This is a genomic window from Arthrobacter sp. SX1312 (assembly GCF_002929295.1).
Taxonomy (GTDB): domain Bacteria; phylum Actinomycetota; class Actinomycetes; order Actinomycetales; family Micrococcaceae; genus Arthrobacter_D.
Genome location: NZ_PJIM01000001.1, coordinates 1,074,870 through 1,090,033 on the forward strand (window position 1 = coordinate 1,074,870; position 15,164 = coordinate 1,090,033).

16 protein-coding genes are annotated in these 15,164 nt (G+C 70.3%); 13 read left to right on the top strand and 3 right to left on the bottom strand.

Annotated elements, in window-relative coordinates; all coding sequences use genetic code 11:
* Nucleotides 1-3 precede the first annotated feature (3 nt).
* On the top strand, nucleotides 4-1,038 hold the full coding sequence (locus tag CXQ92_RS05080) for an ABC transporter permease (protein ID WP_258069712.1): 1,035 nt from the start codon (nucleotides 4-6) through the stop codon (nucleotides 1,036-1,038).
* The gene (locus CXQ92_RS05085) at nucleotides 1,038-2,819 is read left to right on the top strand and encodes an ABC transporter ATP-binding protein (protein WP_104165797.1); all 1,782 of its coding nucleotides are present in this window, start codon (nucleotides 1,038-1,040) and stop codon (nucleotides 2,817-2,819) included. The genes CXQ92_RS05080 and CXQ92_RS05085 overlap by 1 nt, the downstream gene beginning before the upstream one ends.
* 69 nt (nucleotides 2,820-2,888) lie before the next feature.
* On the opposite strand, the gene CXQ92_RS05090 is transcribed toward CXQ92_RS05085, so the two are convergent.
* The 3 genes from CXQ92_RS05090 to CXQ92_RS05105 all read right to left on the bottom strand — a co-directional run bounded on the left by CXQ92_RS05090 (nucleotide 2,889) and on the right by CXQ92_RS05105 (nucleotide 5,247).
* Nucleotides 2,889-3,854, bottom strand: a complete 966-nt coding sequence (locus CXQ92_RS05090; RefSeq protein WP_104165799.1) for a zinc-binding dehydrogenase — start codon at nucleotides 3,852-3,854, stop codon at nucleotides 2,889-2,891.
* A gap of 326 nt (nucleotides 3,855-4,180) precedes the next feature.
* Complete coding sequence (rsrA, locus tag CXQ92_RS05100) at nucleotides 4,181-4,441, bottom strand: mycothiol system anti-sigma-R factor (protein WP_104165803.1); 261 nt, start codon at nucleotides 4,439-4,441, stop codon at nucleotides 4,181-4,183.
* Nucleotides 4,438-5,247, bottom strand: a complete 810-nt coding sequence (locus tag CXQ92_RS05105) for a sigma-70 family RNA polymerase sigma factor (RefSeq protein WP_104165805.1) — start codon at nucleotides 5,245-5,247, stop codon at nucleotides 4,438-4,440. The genes rsrA and CXQ92_RS05105 overlap by 4 nt, the downstream gene beginning before the upstream one ends.
* 240 nt (nucleotides 5,248-5,487) lie before the next feature.
* Between CXQ92_RS05105 and CXQ92_RS05110 the strand changes: the two genes are divergently transcribed.
* The 11 genes from CXQ92_RS05110 to CXQ92_RS05160 all read left to right on the top strand — a co-directional run bounded on the left by CXQ92_RS05110 (nucleotide 5,488) and on the right by CXQ92_RS05160 (nucleotide 15,164).
* The gene (locus tag CXQ92_RS05110; protein ID WP_104165806.1) at nucleotides 5,488-6,003 is read left to right on the top strand and encodes a DoxX family protein; all 516 of its coding nucleotides are present in this window, start codon (nucleotides 5,488-5,490) and stop codon (nucleotides 6,001-6,003) included.
* 5 nt (nucleotides 6,004-6,008) lie between these two features.
* Nucleotides 6,009-7,379, top strand: coding sequence for a 3-phosphoshikimate 1-carboxyvinyltransferase (gene aroA, locus CXQ92_RS05115; RefSeq protein WP_104165808.1), 1,371 nt, complete (start codon nucleotides 6,009-6,011; stop codon nucleotides 7,377-7,379).
* Nucleotides 7,376-8,506, top strand: coding sequence for a ribosome small subunit-dependent GTPase A (gene rsgA, locus CXQ92_RS05120; RefSeq protein WP_104165810.1), 1,131 nt, complete (start codon nucleotides 7,376-7,378; stop codon nucleotides 8,504-8,506). The genes aroA and rsgA overlap by 4 nt, the downstream gene beginning before the upstream one ends.
* A gap of 162 nt (nucleotides 8,507-8,668) precedes the next feature.
* The gene (locus CXQ92_RS05125; protein ID WP_043446208.1) at nucleotides 8,669-8,872 is read left to right on the top strand and encodes a cold-shock protein; all 204 of its coding nucleotides are present in this window, start codon (nucleotides 8,669-8,671) and stop codon (nucleotides 8,870-8,872) included.
* Between the two features lie 134 nt (nucleotides 8,873-9,006).
* Nucleotides 9,007-9,816 carry a histidinol-phosphatase gene (gene hisN, locus CXQ92_RS05130; RefSeq protein WP_104165812.1) on the top strand — a complete coding sequence of 270 codons (810 nt, stop codon included), beginning with the start codon at nucleotides 9,007-9,009 and terminating at the stop codon, nucleotides 9,814-9,816.
* A gap of 30 nt (nucleotides 9,817-9,846) precedes the next feature.
* The gene (locus CXQ92_RS05135; RefSeq protein WP_306738419.1) at nucleotides 9,847-10,608 is read left to right on the top strand and encodes a class I SAM-dependent methyltransferase; all 762 of its coding nucleotides are present in this window, start codon (nucleotides 9,847-9,849) and stop codon (nucleotides 10,606-10,608) included.
* A 31-nt stretch (nucleotides 10,609-10,639) separates the two neighbouring features.
* A complete protein-coding gene (locus tag CXQ92_RS05140) occupies nucleotides 10,640-11,563 on the top strand; it encodes a metal ABC transporter substrate-binding protein (protein ID WP_104165815.1) in 924 nt (307 codons plus the stop codon).
* Nucleotides 11,560-12,360 carry a metal ABC transporter ATP-binding protein gene (locus CXQ92_RS05145; RefSeq protein WP_104165817.1) on the top strand — a complete coding sequence of 267 codons (801 nt, stop codon included), beginning with the start codon at nucleotides 11,560-11,562 and terminating at the stop codon, nucleotides 12,358-12,360. The genes CXQ92_RS05140 and CXQ92_RS05145 overlap by 4 nt, the downstream gene beginning before the upstream one ends.
* Nucleotide 12,361: 1 nt before the next feature.
* Complete coding sequence (locus CXQ92_RS05150) at nucleotides 12,362-13,258, top strand: metal ABC transporter permease (RefSeq protein WP_104165819.1); 897 nt, start codon at nucleotides 12,362-12,364, stop codon at nucleotides 13,256-13,258.
* The gene (locus CXQ92_RS05155; RefSeq protein ID WP_104165821.1) at nucleotides 13,258-14,010 is read left to right on the top strand and encodes a metal-dependent transcriptional regulator; all 753 of its coding nucleotides are present in this window, start codon (nucleotides 13,258-13,260) and stop codon (nucleotides 14,008-14,010) included. Before CXQ92_RS05150 ends, CXQ92_RS05155 begins: the two co-directional genes overlap by 1 nt.
* Before the next feature lie 53 nt (nucleotides 14,011-14,063).
* Nucleotides 14,064-15,164 (top strand): glutamate--cysteine ligase, encoded by a 1,101-nt coding sequence (locus CXQ92_RS05160; protein ID WP_104165823.1) that lies wholly within the window; start codon nucleotides 14,064-14,066, stop codon nucleotides 15,162-15,164.

The window sequence follows — 15,164 nt, forward strand, 5'->3', positions numbered from 1 at the left end:
ATCATGAGCAATCACCAGAACCCGCGGGACGATTCCCGCCCGTCGGTCGAATTGTCCGAGATGACCCTGCAGAGCCAGGACACGGACATCGCCACGGCCATCCCCACCCGCGAGCAGACCGACCGCATCCGGACCACGGAGGCCAAGAGCCAGGGGCGCCTCATCCGGGACCGGTTCTTCCGGCACAAGGGCGCCCTCGCCGGCATCGCGCTCCTCACGCTGATCTTCCTCCTCGCCTTCACCTCGATCGGCTTCGCGGGCATCCCCGGCTGGTGGGACAAGGACTACGACGTCCTCGCTGACCGGTTCAACGAAGGCAAGCCCACCCTGACGCTGTGGCCGTTCAGCCTGGGCGAGCACCCGTTCGGCCAGGACGTGCTGGGCCGCGACTACTTCGCCCTGACGATGCGCGGCATCCAGACCTCGCTGATCATCGCGTTCGTCGTCGGCATCGTGGCCATGGTCATCGGCACCACGGTCGGCGCCGTCGCCGGCTACTTCCGTGGCTGGACCGAGGCCTTCCTCATGCGCATCACCGACGTCGTCATCACCATCCCGACCGTCGTCATCGCGGCCGCGGTCGCGGGCATCGTCGCCGAATACGGCATCATCCCCTTCGCCGTCTTCCTGGGCCTCGTGACCTGGACCGGCCTCGCGCGCCTGGTCCGCGGCGAGTTCCTGTCCCTGCGCGAGAAGGAGTTCGTCGAGTCCGCGAAGTCGGTCGGCGCCAGTTCCGCCCGCATCATCTTCCGCCACATCCTGCCCAACACGGTCGGCGTGATCATCGTCTCCACGACGCTCGCCATCTCCGGGGCCATCCTCCTCGAGACCGCCCTGAGCTACCTCGGCCTCGGCGTCACGGCCCCCGACACCTCCCTCGGCAAGGCCATCAACGACAACCGCTCGGCGCTCACCGTCCGGCCGTGGCTGTTCCTGTGGCCCGGCGCCTTCATCATCGGCATCGCCCTCGCCGTCAACTTCATCGGTGACGGCCTGCGCGACGCATTCGATCCCAAGCAGACAAGGGTGAAGCAGTAATGAGTTCCAGTACCGTCACCATCTCGGACGAGCAGGCACCCCCCGTCGACGGACCGATCCTCGCCGTCCAGGGCCTCGGCGTCGAGTTCAACGTCGACAACGAGTGGGTCATGGCCGCCGAGGACGTCTCCTACGAGATCCACCCCGGCGAGATCCTCGCGATCGTCGGCGAATCCGGTTCGGGCAAGAGCATGTCCTCCATGGCCCTGCTCGGGCTCCTCCCCCGCAACGGGCGCTCGCACGGCAGCGCGAAGATGCTCGGCAAGGAACTCATTGGCGCCTCGCAGGGCACGCTCCGGCGGGTCCGCGGCAACGAGATCGCGATGATCTTCCAGGAGCCCATGACCGCCCTCAACCCGGTGCTGACCGTCGGCGAGCAGATCCGCGAAGCCGTGGAGCAGCACACCGAGCTCTCCCCCGCGCAGGCGAAGAAGCGGTCCATCGAGCTCCTGCGCATGGTGGAGATCCCGGAGCCGGAGCGCCGCTACGACAACTTCCCGCACCAGTTCTCGGGTGGCCAGCGGCAACGCGCCATGATCGCCATCGCCCTGGCCAACGACCCGATGCTGCTCATCGCGGACGAGCCGACGACGGCGCTGGACGTCACCGTCCAGGCCGAGGTCCTGGACCTCCTGCGCAAGCTCAACAAGCGGCTCAACAGCGCCGTGCTCCTGATCACCCACGACATGGGGGTCGTCGCCGACCTCGCGGACCGCGTCGTCGTAATGGAGCGCGGGCGGATCGTCGAGGCTGCGCCGACGGCTCAGCTGTTCGCGGCCCCGGCCGAGGCCTACACCAAGCAGCTCCTCGGGTCCGTGCCCCACCTGGGCTCGAAGGTGGGCGGCGTCCTCACGGACGTCGAGGTGGTCGACGGGCACCTGAGCATCCACGAGGAGTACGCCGCGGCGACCCTGCGCGCGCGCGAGTCCCACACCGCGTCCGGCGTCGTCCCGGCGCTCGAACTCACGGACGTCGACATCGAGTACCCCGGGCGCTTCCGCCAGCCGCCCTTCAAGGCGGTCTCGGGTGTCTCCCTCACCATCAACCCGGGCGAGGTCATGGGGCTCGTCGGGGAGTCGGGCTCGGGCAAGTCCACGATTGCGCGCGCCGTCACCGGCCTGATCAGGACCTCCGGGGGCCGGGTGCGGATCGGCGGCACGGACATCACGGAGCTCAGCGCCCGCCAGCTCCTGCCGCTGCGCAAGCGCTTCGCGATCGTGTTCCAGGATCCCGCGGCGTCCCTCAACCCGCGGATGTCGATCGGTGAGAGCATCGGCGAGCCGCTGTTCCTGCACGAGAAGCTGAACCGCGCGGACCTGGACAAGCGGGTCGCGTCGCTGCTGGAGGACGTCCAGCTGCCGGTCGCCTTCCGCAACCGGTACCCGCACGAGCTCTCGGGCGGCCAGCGCCAGCGCGTCGGGATCGCCCGCGCGCTGTCGCTCCAGCCCGACCTCCTCGTCGCGGACGAGCCGACGTCGGCCCTCGACGTCTCCGTGCAGGCGAAGGTCCTCGACCTGCTGCAGGAGCTCCAGCGCGAGCGGGGCTTCGCGTGCCTCTTCGTCAGCCACGACCTCGCGGTCGTCGAACTGCTCGCGAGCCACATCGCGGTGCTCAACAAGGGCGTACTCGTGGAGCAGGGCAGCACGGAGCAGATCCTGAAATATCCCCGTGACCCGTACACGCGCCGGCTGCTCGCGGCGGCGCCCGTGCCGGACCCGACGGAGCAGTCGCTGCGGCGCCGGCAGCGCTCGGCGATCCTGGCGGCAGGCGTGGCCGAGTAGCAGTCCCCGCACGACGACGAAGGACCCCTCCAAGCGGAGGGGTCCTTCGTCGTCGTGCGGGAGTCCCGCTCAGTGGCGGAAGACGATCTTCCCGAACAGGTCGCCGTCGAGCATCCGCTGGAACCCCTCGGCGGCGTCGTCGAGCGGGAGCACGGCGTCGATGACGGGCCGCACCCCGGTGGCCACCAGGAAACGCGTCAACCGGACGAGCTCGTCCCGTGTCCCCATGGTGGAGCCCAGCACGCGCAGCTGCAGGAAGAACACGCGGTTGAGGTCCGCCGAGGGGGCCGGGCCGCTCGTCGCGCCGCACGTGACCACGGTGCCGCCCGGTACGAGGGACTTCAGGGAGTGGGCCCACGTGGCCTCCCCCACGGAATCGAAGACGACGTCGACGCGCTCCGGCAGGCGGGCTCCGGCATCGAACGCCTGCTCGGCCCCGAGGTCGAGGGCCCGTTGCCGCTTCTGCCCGCTGCGGCTCGTCGCCCACACCCGGAAGCCGGCCGCGGAGGCGAGCGCGATCAGGGCCGAGGCGACCCCGCCTCCCGATCCCTGGACGAGCACCGTCGAGCCGGGGGCCGCGGGCGAGACCGTGAACAGCATGCGGTACGCCGTCAGCCACGCGGTGGGCAGGCAGGCCGCCTCCTCGAAGGACAGTTCCGCCGGCTTGGGCACCAGATTGCGCTCGGGGACCCAGACGTAGTCGGCCATCGTGCCGGGGTGGCGCTCGGACAGGAGGGAGCGCTTCGGGTCGAGGGTCTCGTCACCGCGCCAGCCCTCCGAGGAGACGACGCCGTGCACGATCACCTCGTTGCCGTCGTCGTCGATCCCCGCCGCGTCGCAGCCGAGGATCATCGGCAGGCTGTCCTCCCGCAGGCCGACGCCCTTCAGCGACCACAGATCGTGGTGGTTCAGGCAGGAGGCAACGACCCTCACCCGGACGAAGCCGTCCGGCGCAGCGGGGGTGTCAAGGTCCCCGACGGTGAGGCCGGCGAGAGGGGTGTCCGCGGACTGGGTTGCGGCGTAGGCGGCGCGCATACACAAGCTCCTTCGATCATGGATGGTCCCCCAATCCTAGGCGGCGGGCTGTTTAGGCGACGCCCCTCGCCGTGTGGGAGACTTGGGTGCAGTTCTGCACGACTACAGAGCCTGAAGAAGAAGGAGGCAGCCATGAGCAAGCGAGCACGCAAGCGTCGCGACCGGAAGCGTGGTGGCGCGAACCACGGTAAGCGCCCCAACACCTGAGTCCAGGCGTACGAGGCGTCCTCCGACACCGGAGGACGCAGACACAGAACCTCCGGTCCCTGAAGGGGCCGGAGGTTCTGTGTTGATCGGGTGAACCGGGTTCTGTGTCTCCCGGGTCGTCAGTGGTCCACGGTCTTGAGGTGGCTGATCCGGTCGAGGATGCTCGCCTTCAGGGTCGAGGGCGCCACCTCGGTGCAGGATCGCTTCACGACGGACCGGATGACGCACTCGAGGTCGTGCTCCTCGGCGCACTGTGGGCAGTCGTTGAGGTGATCCTTGATCTCGACGAGGTCCTGGTGGGACAGCGCACCGTCCAGGTACTCGTACAGACGTTCGATCCTCGCATCGGCGCAGTCGCCCATGCTCCCGCAATCGCTCATTTCTCCATCTCCTGTTCCTTACCCTTCGCGCCCGCTGCGACCTTGGCCTTCGCGCCAGCACCGGTGCTGGCGCCCAGCCCGCGATCACGCGCGTACTCCGCGAGATGCTCGCGGAGCAGCTTGCGGCCGCGGTGCAGCCGGGACATGACGGTCCCGATGGGCGTGTTCATGATTTCTGAGATCTCCTTGTACGCGAAGCCCTCGACGTCCGAGAAGTACACCGCGAGCCTGAATTCCTCGGGGATGGCCTGAAGCGCGTCCTTCACGTCCGAATCGGGCAGGTGGTCGAGCGCCTCCACCTCGGCCGAGCGGAGCCCGAGGGAGGTGTGCTCGGCAGCCTTGGCCAGCTGCCAGTCCTCGATGGTGTCCGAGTGCGACTGGAGGGGTTCGCGCTGCCTCTTCCGATACAGGTTGATGTAGGTATTGGTGAGGATGCGGTACAGCCACGCCTTCAGGTTGGTGCCCGGCTTGTACTGGTGGAAGGCCGAGAACGCCTTGGTGTAGGCCTCCTGCACCAGGTCCTCCGCATCGCTGGGATTGCGGGCCATGCGCATGGCGGCCGAGTAGAGCTGGTCGACGTACTGCATCGCATCACGCTCGAAGCGTGCCTTGCGGTCGGCTTCCGACTCCGTCGACACGTCCAACTGTGCATCTTCGGCCTGGTTGCTGCCTGCGGGGGCTGTGGTATTCATCGAGCCAAAGTCTACGCGTTCCCGCCGTTGCGACACCGTGGTGTCGACCCGCCCGGGAGACGTCGACAACTGGAAATCCGGTCTTTCGACCGTCGCGGTGCACGCACCTGTCATCCCGAATCCCTTCTCCCGTTCCCATATCCGTTACGCCTGTTCCAACCCCTCCCCGCGCCGCCTTATTCCTGTCCCCGCGCCCCCCGTGCGCGGACCGTCCCCTCCCGGCCGCGCCGCAACCCCACGCGCTCGCGGGCTCGCGGATCGTCCCCGGTGGTGGGGCATGCAAAACTAGGACCAGCGTGCTTCGTACCCGAGAAACCGATGCCCGGCCGACCCGCCGGCAACCAGGAGGCAGTTATGACCCTTGTCCGCGTAGTAGCCCGACCCTTGATCGCCAGCAGCTTCGTCGTGAGCGGCGTCGATCGACTCCGTACGGCGGGTGCCACGGCACCGCAGCTCAAGCCCGTCCTCACCGGCGTGGCGAAGATCGTCCCCTCGGCCGGCGCGATCACCGGCAACGAGAAGCTCGTGGGTCAGGTCCTCGGTGCCACGCAGGTCGGCGCGGCCATCCTCCTGGGTATCGGCCGGTTCTCCCGGGTGGCGGCGCTGCTGCTGACGGTCACCACCACGGTGAACGCGCTCGTCGACTACCGCTCGGCCGATGCATCGAGCCCCGAGGGCAAGAAGGCCCGCCGCTCGCAGCTGCTCAAGAACCTCTCGCTGATCGGCGCCGTCCTGCTCGCCGCCGTCGACACGAACGGACGCCCCGGCATCGCCTGGCGCGCCGAGCACCTCGCGACGGATGCCAGGAAGCAGCTGAAGAAGGCCGACAAGGCCGTCCGCAAGACCGCGTCCGACGTCGTCGGTTCCTAGGCTCCATGGCAGCGTCATCAGGCGGGGTGCCCCACCGGACCGGATGGAGGGCGCCCCGCCTGACCCGGCCCGTGGACGCCGACATCTCGGTTCCCGGTTCCAAGTCCCTCACCAACCGCTATCTCGTGCTCGCCGCCCTGGCGGACGGCCCCTGCCGCCTGCGCCGGCCCCTGCACTCACGTGACTCGGCCCTCATGATCGCCGCACTGCGGGCGCTCGGCGCCGTCATCGAGGAGGTCCCCGGCGACGGCGACTTCGGCCCGGACCTCCGGGTGAGCCCCCTGCGGAGCGGCGGGCCGGCCTCCCGCGCCGTGGACTGCGGCCTCGCGGGCACCGTCATGCGCTTCGTGCCCCCGCTGGCCGGCCTGGTGTCCGGCACCACCACGTTCGACGGCGATCCGCACGCGCGCCGCCGCCCCATGGGCAGCATCATCGACGCCCTCCGGGGCCTCGGCCTCAGGATCGACGACGGCGGGGCCGGGTCCCTCCCTTTCTCCGTGCAGGGCGAGGGCCGGGTGCGCGGCGGGCACCTGGTCGTCGACGCCTCCGCGTCCTCGCAGTTCGTGTCGGCGCTGCTGCTCGTCAGCGCGCGCTTCACGGACGGGCTGCACCTCGAGCACGTGGGCAAGCCCGTGCCCAGCCTCGACCACGTCCGCATGACCGTCGAGACCCTGCGGGCGGTCGGCGTGGCCGTCGACGACTCCGTGCCGAACCACTGGCGCGTCTCCCCCGGGCCGATCACCGCGTTCGACGCCGCCGTGGAACCCGACCTCTCCAACGCCGGCCCCTTCCTCGCCGCCGCCGTCGTCACGGGCGGCACCGTCCGTGTGCGGAACTGGCCCGAGGCCACCACGCAGGTCGGCGACGCCTGGCGGCGCATCCTGCCGCTGATGGGCGCCACGGCGGACCTCGACGGCGGGGTCCTCACCGTCACCGGCGGGGCGTCGGTCGACGGCGGGACCTTCGCCGACACCTCCGAGCTCGCCCCCACCGTCGCCGCGCTCTGCGCCCTGGCCACGACGCCGTCGACCCTCACCGGCATCGCGCACCTCCGCGGGCACGAGACCGACCGGCTCGCTGCGCTCGTCGCGGAGATCAACGGGCTCGGCGGGGACGCGGAGGAGACGGCCGACGGCCTCGTCATCCGCCCGGCACCGCTCCACGGCGGTCTCTTCAGCACGTACGACGACCATCGGATGGCCACCGCGGGCGCGATCATCGGACTCGCCGTGGACGGCGTGGACGTCGAGAACATCGGCACCACGGCCAAGACCATGCCGGAGTTCCCCGATCTCTGGGCTGCCCTCGCGCGCACCGCGGGCGAGCCGGGATCCGACGGCGCGCCGCTCTCCACCGCACCCGTGGCCAGGGCATGAGCGAGACCGGCAACCGCCGCGGATCGCGGGCCTGGGACGAGTCCGACGTCCGCATCCGCCCCAACAAGAAGGGGACCCGTCCGCGGACCAAGAACCGCCCCGCCTACGAGGACGCCGAGACGGGCCGCGTCGTGACGGTCGACCGCGGACGCTACACCACCGTGGTCGACGAGGGCAGCGCCGGCGAGCGGACGGTCATCGCCGCGCGGGCCCGCGAACTGCGCCGCAACGCCGTCGTCGCCGGTGACCTCGTGGCCCTCGTCGGTGATCTCTCGGGCGGCCCCGACTCCCTCGCGCGGCTCGTGCGCATCGAGGAACGGACGACGGTCCTGCGCAGGAGCGCGGACGACACCGACCCGGTGGAGCGCGTGGTGGTCGCCAACGCGGACCAGCTCGTGATCGTGGTCGCGGCCGCCAATCCCGAGCCGAGGACGGGCTTCATCGACCGGGCGCTCGTCGCCGCCTACGACGCCGGTATCGAACCCCTGCTGTGCATCACCAAGGCCGACCTCCGCGACCCCGCGCCCCTGCTCGCCAACTACGAACACCTGGACCTCCGCGTGATCATCAGCCGGACGGACGACAGCACAGGCATCGAGGCCACCTCCGACGACGGCGAGTCCGCGCACCTGTCCTCCACCGCCGTCGACGCCCTGAGGGAGGAGCTCGACGGACAGGTGAGCGTACTGCTCGGCCACTCCGGCGTCGGCAAGTCCACCATGGTCAACGCCCTGACGGGTTCCACGCGCGCGACGGGCGGCGTGAACGCGGTGACCGGCAGGGGACGGCACACGTCCTCCTCCGCGCTCGCACTGAAAGCCGCGGATGCCGCGCCCGGCACCTGGATCATCGACACCCCCGGCATCCGGTCCTTCGGGCTCGCGCACGTGGAGGCCGACAGGATCCTCAAGGCGTTCCCCGACCTCGACCCCGGGACCGAGCGCTGCGAGCGTGGCTGCCGGCACGACGACCACGCCGTCGGATGCGGCCTGGACAGCTACGTGGCCGAAGGCCTCGCCGGCGACTCCGGGCCCGTGCGCCTGGCCTCGCTGCGGCGCCTGCTCAGCGCCGGGACGGCCGAGGCGCGAGGCAGCTCACACGACGCCAAGGAACTCGGACACCAGTGATCGGCCCGATCACTGGTAGGCTCGATCCTGTTGTTGTTTGCGCATTACATCTCTAAGCCTTGACCCTCCACCTGGAGTTCGACAGCTTTTTTGATAAGCGGGTAACGAACTGCACGATGAGCCCCGAACGTCGGGACGCTCTCACATGGTAAGGAAATCTCAATGGCTACTGGCACAGTGAAATGGTTCAACGCCGAAAAGGGCTTCGGCTTCATCGCTCCCGAGGACGGCGGCGCTGACGTGTTCGCCCACTTCTCCGCGATCAACTCGAACGGCTACCGTTCCCTCGAAGAGAACCAGAAGGTCAACTTCGAGACCACCCAGGGTCCCAAGGGTCCCCAGGCCGAGAACATCACCGTTCTCTGACTCCTCCGACACCGCCTGGCGGTGACGGTCAGAAAGCCACCGCGCGGCGCGAGCCCCCGGTGGCTTTCTGCTGTTCCGGGCCACTCCTCGCGCCCCGCACGGGATGCGCCCACCGAGACGATAGGTTGAACGGTATGAGTTTCACGCAGGGCTACAACGACGACCTCCGCCTCGCCCACATCATGGCCGATTCGGTGGACGACCAGACCATGTCGCGCTTCAAGGCGCTCGACCTGCGGGTGGAGACCAAGCCGGACCTCACGCCGGTGACGGACGCCGACAAGAGCGCGGAGGAGGCCATCCGCGGGCAGCTCTCCCGGGCACGGCCCCGGGATGCGATCCTCGGCGAGGAGTTCGGCAGCACCGGGTCCGGTTCGCGCCGCTGGGTCATCGACCCGATCGACGGCACCAAGAACTTCGTCCGCGGCGTCCCGGTCTGGGCCACGCTCATCTCGCTCATCGACGACGGTAAGCCCGTCGTCGGCCTCGTCAGCGCTCCCGCCCTGGGCAAGCGCTGGTGGGCGGCCCAGGGCACCGGCGCCTACACCGGGAAGTCCCTCGCCGCCGCACAGCGCCTCCGGGTCTCCAACGTCTCCCGCCTCGAGGACGCCTCGCTGTCCTACTCCAGCCTCTCCGGCTGGCGCGAACGCGGGACGCTCGCCGAATTCGTGAACCTCACCGACCGGGTCTGGCGCACGCGTGCCTACGGTGACTTCTGGTCCTACTGCCTCGTGGCGGAGGGAGCGGTGGACATCGCCTGCGAACCCGACCTGAACCTGTACGACATGGCGGCGCTCGTGCCGATCGTCACCGAGGCCGGAGGGCGCTTCACCTCCCTCGACGGCGAGGACGGACCTCACGGCGGCAACGCCCTCGCAACCAACGGCACCCTGCACAGCGAGGTGCTGCGGACCCTCAACCCCGATGTGGATGACCTGCTCTAGCAGCACGCGCAGCGCGGCGGGCGCGCCGTGGTGAAGGGCGGGCCGCGGCTCGGGGAGGAACGCCGGAGGGATCTCGCCGCCGCCTACCTGTCCGGAGCCGGGCGCTACGATCGCGTACGCCCCGGCTACCCCGAGGCCGCCGCCGACTGGATCATCCCCGCCGGCGCCCGCCGCGCAGCCGACCTCGGCGCCGGGACCGGCCTCTTCACGGAACTGCTCGTGGAGCGCGGACTCGCGGTGACGGCGGTGGATCCCTCCGAGGACATGCTCGCCGTCCTCGGAGACAGGCTGCCCGGGGTCCCCGCCGTCCGGGGCACGGCGGAGGAGACCCACCTCCCGGAGGCCTCCCTGGATCTGCTCACCCTGGCGCAGGCGTGGCACTGGTGCGACCACGCCGCCACGGTCCGGGAGGCAGCACGGGTCCTGAAGCCGGCGGGCCGGCTCGCCCTCCTCTGGAACCAGCTCGACGTCTCGGTCCCGTGGGTGCACCGGCTGTCCCGCATCATGCACGCCGGTGACGTGTTCTCGCCCTCCTACCGCCCCGTGTTCGGGGCCGCCTTCGACGCCCCGGAGGACCTGGTGGTGCACTGGACCCAGGAACTGGACGTCCCCGGCATCCTCGACCTCGCGCGGTCCCGCAGCTACTACCAGCGGGCGGCGCCCGCGCTGCAGGGCCGCGTCGAAGCGAATCTCCGGTGGTACCTCACCGATTACCTCGCCTTCGCCGGGACGGCAACGCTCCGCCTGCCCTATTACACCCACGCCTGGCGTACCTCCCTGCGAACGGCCTAGATTTCGGCATGCCTAAACGGTAGGTTTAGGCATGCCTCAAAACCGGTGGTGGACGTCCTGCCGGGCCACGGTGCTCCAGTGCCTGGTCCTCGCCGTCCTGGTCACCGGGTGCGCCCGTCAGGCCCCGCCGTCCTCCGCCCCCGACGACCGCCCGCGCGTCCTGACGACCTTCTCGGTCCTCGCCGACCTCGTCGACACCGTGGGCGGCGGGCACGTCCGCGTCGAGTCGATCACCAAGGTGGGAGCGGAGATCCACGGGTACGAACCCACGCCGTCCGACCTCGTGCGGGCCCAGGACGCAGACCTCGTCGTCGACAACGGGCTGGGGCTGGAGCGCTGGTTCGAGCGGTTCCTGAACTCCGTCGACGCACCCCATGTGGTCCTGTCCGACGGCGTCGAACCCGTCGACATCCGCACCGGCGACTACCGCGGACGGGCGAACCCCCACGCATGGATGTCCCCCGTCGCCGCACAGACCTACGTGGACAACACCGTCGCGGCCCTCTCCGCACTCGCCCCGGAGCATGCCGCCGACTTCGAGGCGAACGGCCGGCAGCTCAAGGCCGAGCTCGCGGCCCTGCTGGCCGACTTCCGCGAGGACCTGGCGGACGTCGACGCCGCGGCACTCGTGACCTGCGAGGGGGCCTTCTCCTATCTCGCGCGCGACGCCGGGATCCAGGAGGCGTTCATCTGGCCGGTCAACGCCGACTCCGAGGGGACGCCACGGCAGATCCGCGGTGTCATCACGTTCGTCGAGGAGAACCGCGTGCCGACGCTCTTCTGCGAATCCACGGTCAACCCCTCCGCCCAGGAACAGGTGGCCCTCGCCACCGGCGCCCGGCTGGGCGGAACGCTGTACGTCGACTCGCTGTCCGGACCCGAGGGGCCGGTGCCGACGTTCCTGGACCTCATCCGCTACGACCTGGCCACCATCGCGGAAGGACTCACACGATGACCACCCCCCGGGAGGCAGAGCCCGTGCCTGTCATCGACGTACGGCACCTCACCGTCCGCTACGACGACGTGCTGGCCCTGGACGATGTCAGCGTGCACCTCGCGCCCGGGAGGATCTGCGGGCTCATCGGCGTCAACGGGTCCGGGAAGTCGACGCTCTTCACCTCCCTCATGGGTCTCCTCACGCCCCAGGCGGGGTCCGTGAAGCTCTTCGGGAGCTCCATCGCCCGGGCGAGGAAGAGCGGGCTCGTCGCCTACATGCCGCAGGCGGAGGGCGTCGACTGGACCTTCCCGGTGTCGGTGTCGGATGTCGTGGGCATGGGCCTGTACGGGCGGCTCGGGACGGCACGCCGGCTGCGGGCGGCCGACAGGGCGGCCGTCGACGACGCACTGGAGCGCGTCGGGCTGTCGGAACTGAGGAAGCGCCAGATCGGGCAGTTGTCAGGCGGGCAGCGCAAACGCGTGTTCATCGCGCGGAGCATCGCCCAGGACGCCCGGCTCCTGCTCCTCGACGAGCCGTTCGCGGGGGTCGACCAGTCGAGCGAGCACACCATGACCGCACTCCTGAAGGCGTTGCGGGACGAGGGGCGATCGGTGCTCGTGTCCACGCACGACCTCGCGGGGGTGCCGGACCTCTGCGACGAAGCCGTCCTCCTGCACCAGCGCGTCCTGGCGCAGGGCGAGCCGTCGCAGGTCCTGACCCACGGAAACCTCGCCCTCGCCTTCGGCCCCCTGCCCGCCGGTATCCCCTCCGCCTCCCCCGGTGCGGCTCCCTCCTCACCGAAGGGAGCGCCCTGACATGGACGTCCTCGCGTTCCTCCTCGAACCGCTCCAGTACGGCTTCCTCACGAGGGCCCTCGCCGTCACCGTCGCAGCGGCCGTCGTCGCCGCGGTGCTCTCCTGCTGGCTCATCCTCATGGGGTGGTCCCTGATGGGGGACGCCGTGTCGCACGCCGTCCTGCCCGGCGTCGCCCTCGCCTACATCCTCGGCATCCCCTTCTCCATCGGAGCGTTCGTGTTCGGCGTCGGGGCCGTGGCTCTGATCGGGCTCGTCCGGTCCACCACCAAGCTGAAGGCCGATACCGTGATCGGCGTGGTCTTCACCGGCCTCTTCGCCGCCGGTCTGGCCATCGTCTCGGCCACGCCGTCGCAGATCGACCTCATGCACATCCTGTTCGGCAACGTCCTCGGGGTGTCCGCGGGCGATGTCCGGCAGGTGCTGATCCTCGGCGCGGTGACCCTCACCGTCCTCCTCGTGAAGCGGCGCGACCTCACCCTGCTGGCCTTCGACCGCACGCACGCCCACGTGATCGGCCTGAACACCCGGTTCCTGTCCGCGCTCCTCCTCGGCCTGCTCGCGCTGACCGTCGTCGTTGGCCTCCAGGCCGTGGGCATCATCCTCGTCGTGGCCATGCTGATCACGCCGGGCGCCACGGCGTTCCTCCTCTCCCGCAGTTTCGACCGCATGCTGGCGATCGCCGTCGTGCTGACCGTGGCCGCGTCCGTGGCCGGCATCTATGCCAGCTACTACCTCGACATCTCCACCGGTGCCGCCGTCGTGCTGTGCCAGGCCCTCGTGTTCGCCGTCGTCTACCTCGTGGGCCGGCCGGACGGCATGCTCTGGCGGGCACGACGACGCCGCAGGACGGTCGCCCCGTCCAGCACGCCCGCCGCGACGTCGCTGGGGGACGCCTGATGACGGGCCGCAGGGGAGCCGTGCTCAGCATCGAATCGACGAGCGTGCAGGACTACGTGAAGGCCATCTACGCCTTCACGGAATGGCAGGCGGAGCCGATCACCGCCACGCACCTGGCCGTCCGCCTCACCGTCGCGAACTCGTCCGTCACCGGGATGGTGGGCAAGCTGGTGGGCCTGGGCCTGGCCGAGCACCGCAAGTACGGGCCCATCGGCCTCACGCCGTCGGGCCGGGCACTCGCCCTCGCGATGGTCCGCCGCCACCGGCTCATCGAGACCTTCCTCGTCACGGAGCTCGGCTACGGCTGGGACGAGGTGCACGACGAGGCGGAGTTGCTCGAGCACACGGTCTCGGATGCCTTCGTGGAGCGCCTCGACCACAAACTGGGCCGGCCCACGCGCGACCCGCACGGTGATCCGATCCCGAGGGCGGACGGCCGCGTCCACTACCCTCCGGCGCACCGGCTCGACGGCCTGGACGAAGGCCACCTCGGCAGGCTCGCACGGGTCAGCGACGACGACCCCGAGGTGCTACGCCTCCTCGACCGGCACGGTGTCGCCCTCGACGCCGTCCTCCTCGTGGCCCGCCGCGGCCCCGGGCCGTCGATCGAGCTGCGCCTCGGTGCAGACCCCTCGGCGCCCGTCCTCGCCGCGGACGGCGCCCTCGCGCGGTCGCTGTGGATCGAGAGCACCGTCCCGCACGAGGACTGCACGATCGACGCCGCGTCACGACGGCGTGGCGTCTCCTCCTAGACTGGTCGGGACCCGCCTTGCCCCGCGCCCTGCCAGCTGAACGGAGTGCCCCGATGACCACACTCGGACTCGAAGAGGAGTACCTGCTCCTCGACCCGCGGTCGGGGCTGCCCGCCCATCACGCCGCCGAGGTGGAGGGCATGCTCGAATCCCACCCGGAGGTCGACTCGGACGAGATCCAGCGGGAGTTGCTCTCGTGCCAGATCGAGACGGCCACCCCGGTCTGCTCGACCCTGACGGAGGCCGAGGAGTCGCTGCTGAACTTCAGGAGGAAGTTCGCGGACGCTGCCGCCCGGACGGGGAGTATCGGCGCGGCCACCGGCACGGCACCGCGGATCCCCCAGGCGTATCCGGAGCTCACCGACAAGCAGCGCTACGAGGACCTCCGGGCCAGCGCGCCCGGCATCGTGGGCGACCAGTTCGTCAACGGCCTGCACGTGCACGTGGGCGTACCGGATCCCGAGCAGGGCGTGCAGGCGCTCAACCGGATCCGGCCCTGGATCCCCCTGCTGGCCGCCCTGAGCGTGAATTCGCCGTACTGGCTGGGCCGCGACAGCGGGTTCGCCAGCTGGCGGGTCATCCACTATCGCCGCTGGGCCGTCCAGGGAATCGCCCCGTACTTCGCCGACGCCGCCGACTACGAACGCCGGATCACCCGCCTGGCCGCCACGGGTGCGATCCTCGACCGCGGTGTCCTCACCTGGGTCGCACGGCTCTCCGACCACTACCCCACGCTGGAGCTCAGGGCGTGCGACGTCCAGCTCGAGGCCCGGGACTCGGTGCTGCTCGGCGCCCTGACGCGCGCGCTCGTCGTCACGGAACTCCGGGCGGCCGAGGCCGATACCGCTCCCCTCGTCCCGGATCCGGAGCTGCTGGACGCAGCCCTCTGGCAGGCCGCACGCGACGGCATGGGGCGCCACCTCGTGGACCTCGCCACGGCCGAGCCCGTGCCCGCGGAGCGGCACCTCGCGGCCTTCCTCGAACACATCGGCCCCGCCCTCGAGGACGAGGGCGACACGGACTGGGTCAAGGCAAGCATCGAGACCATCGCCGAACGAGGCACCGGCGCGCAGCGCCAGCGCCGCGCCATGCACGACGGCGGCATCGACTCGCTGCTGTCTCTCTTCGGACGGACTCTCACCGAGGGCGCGTAG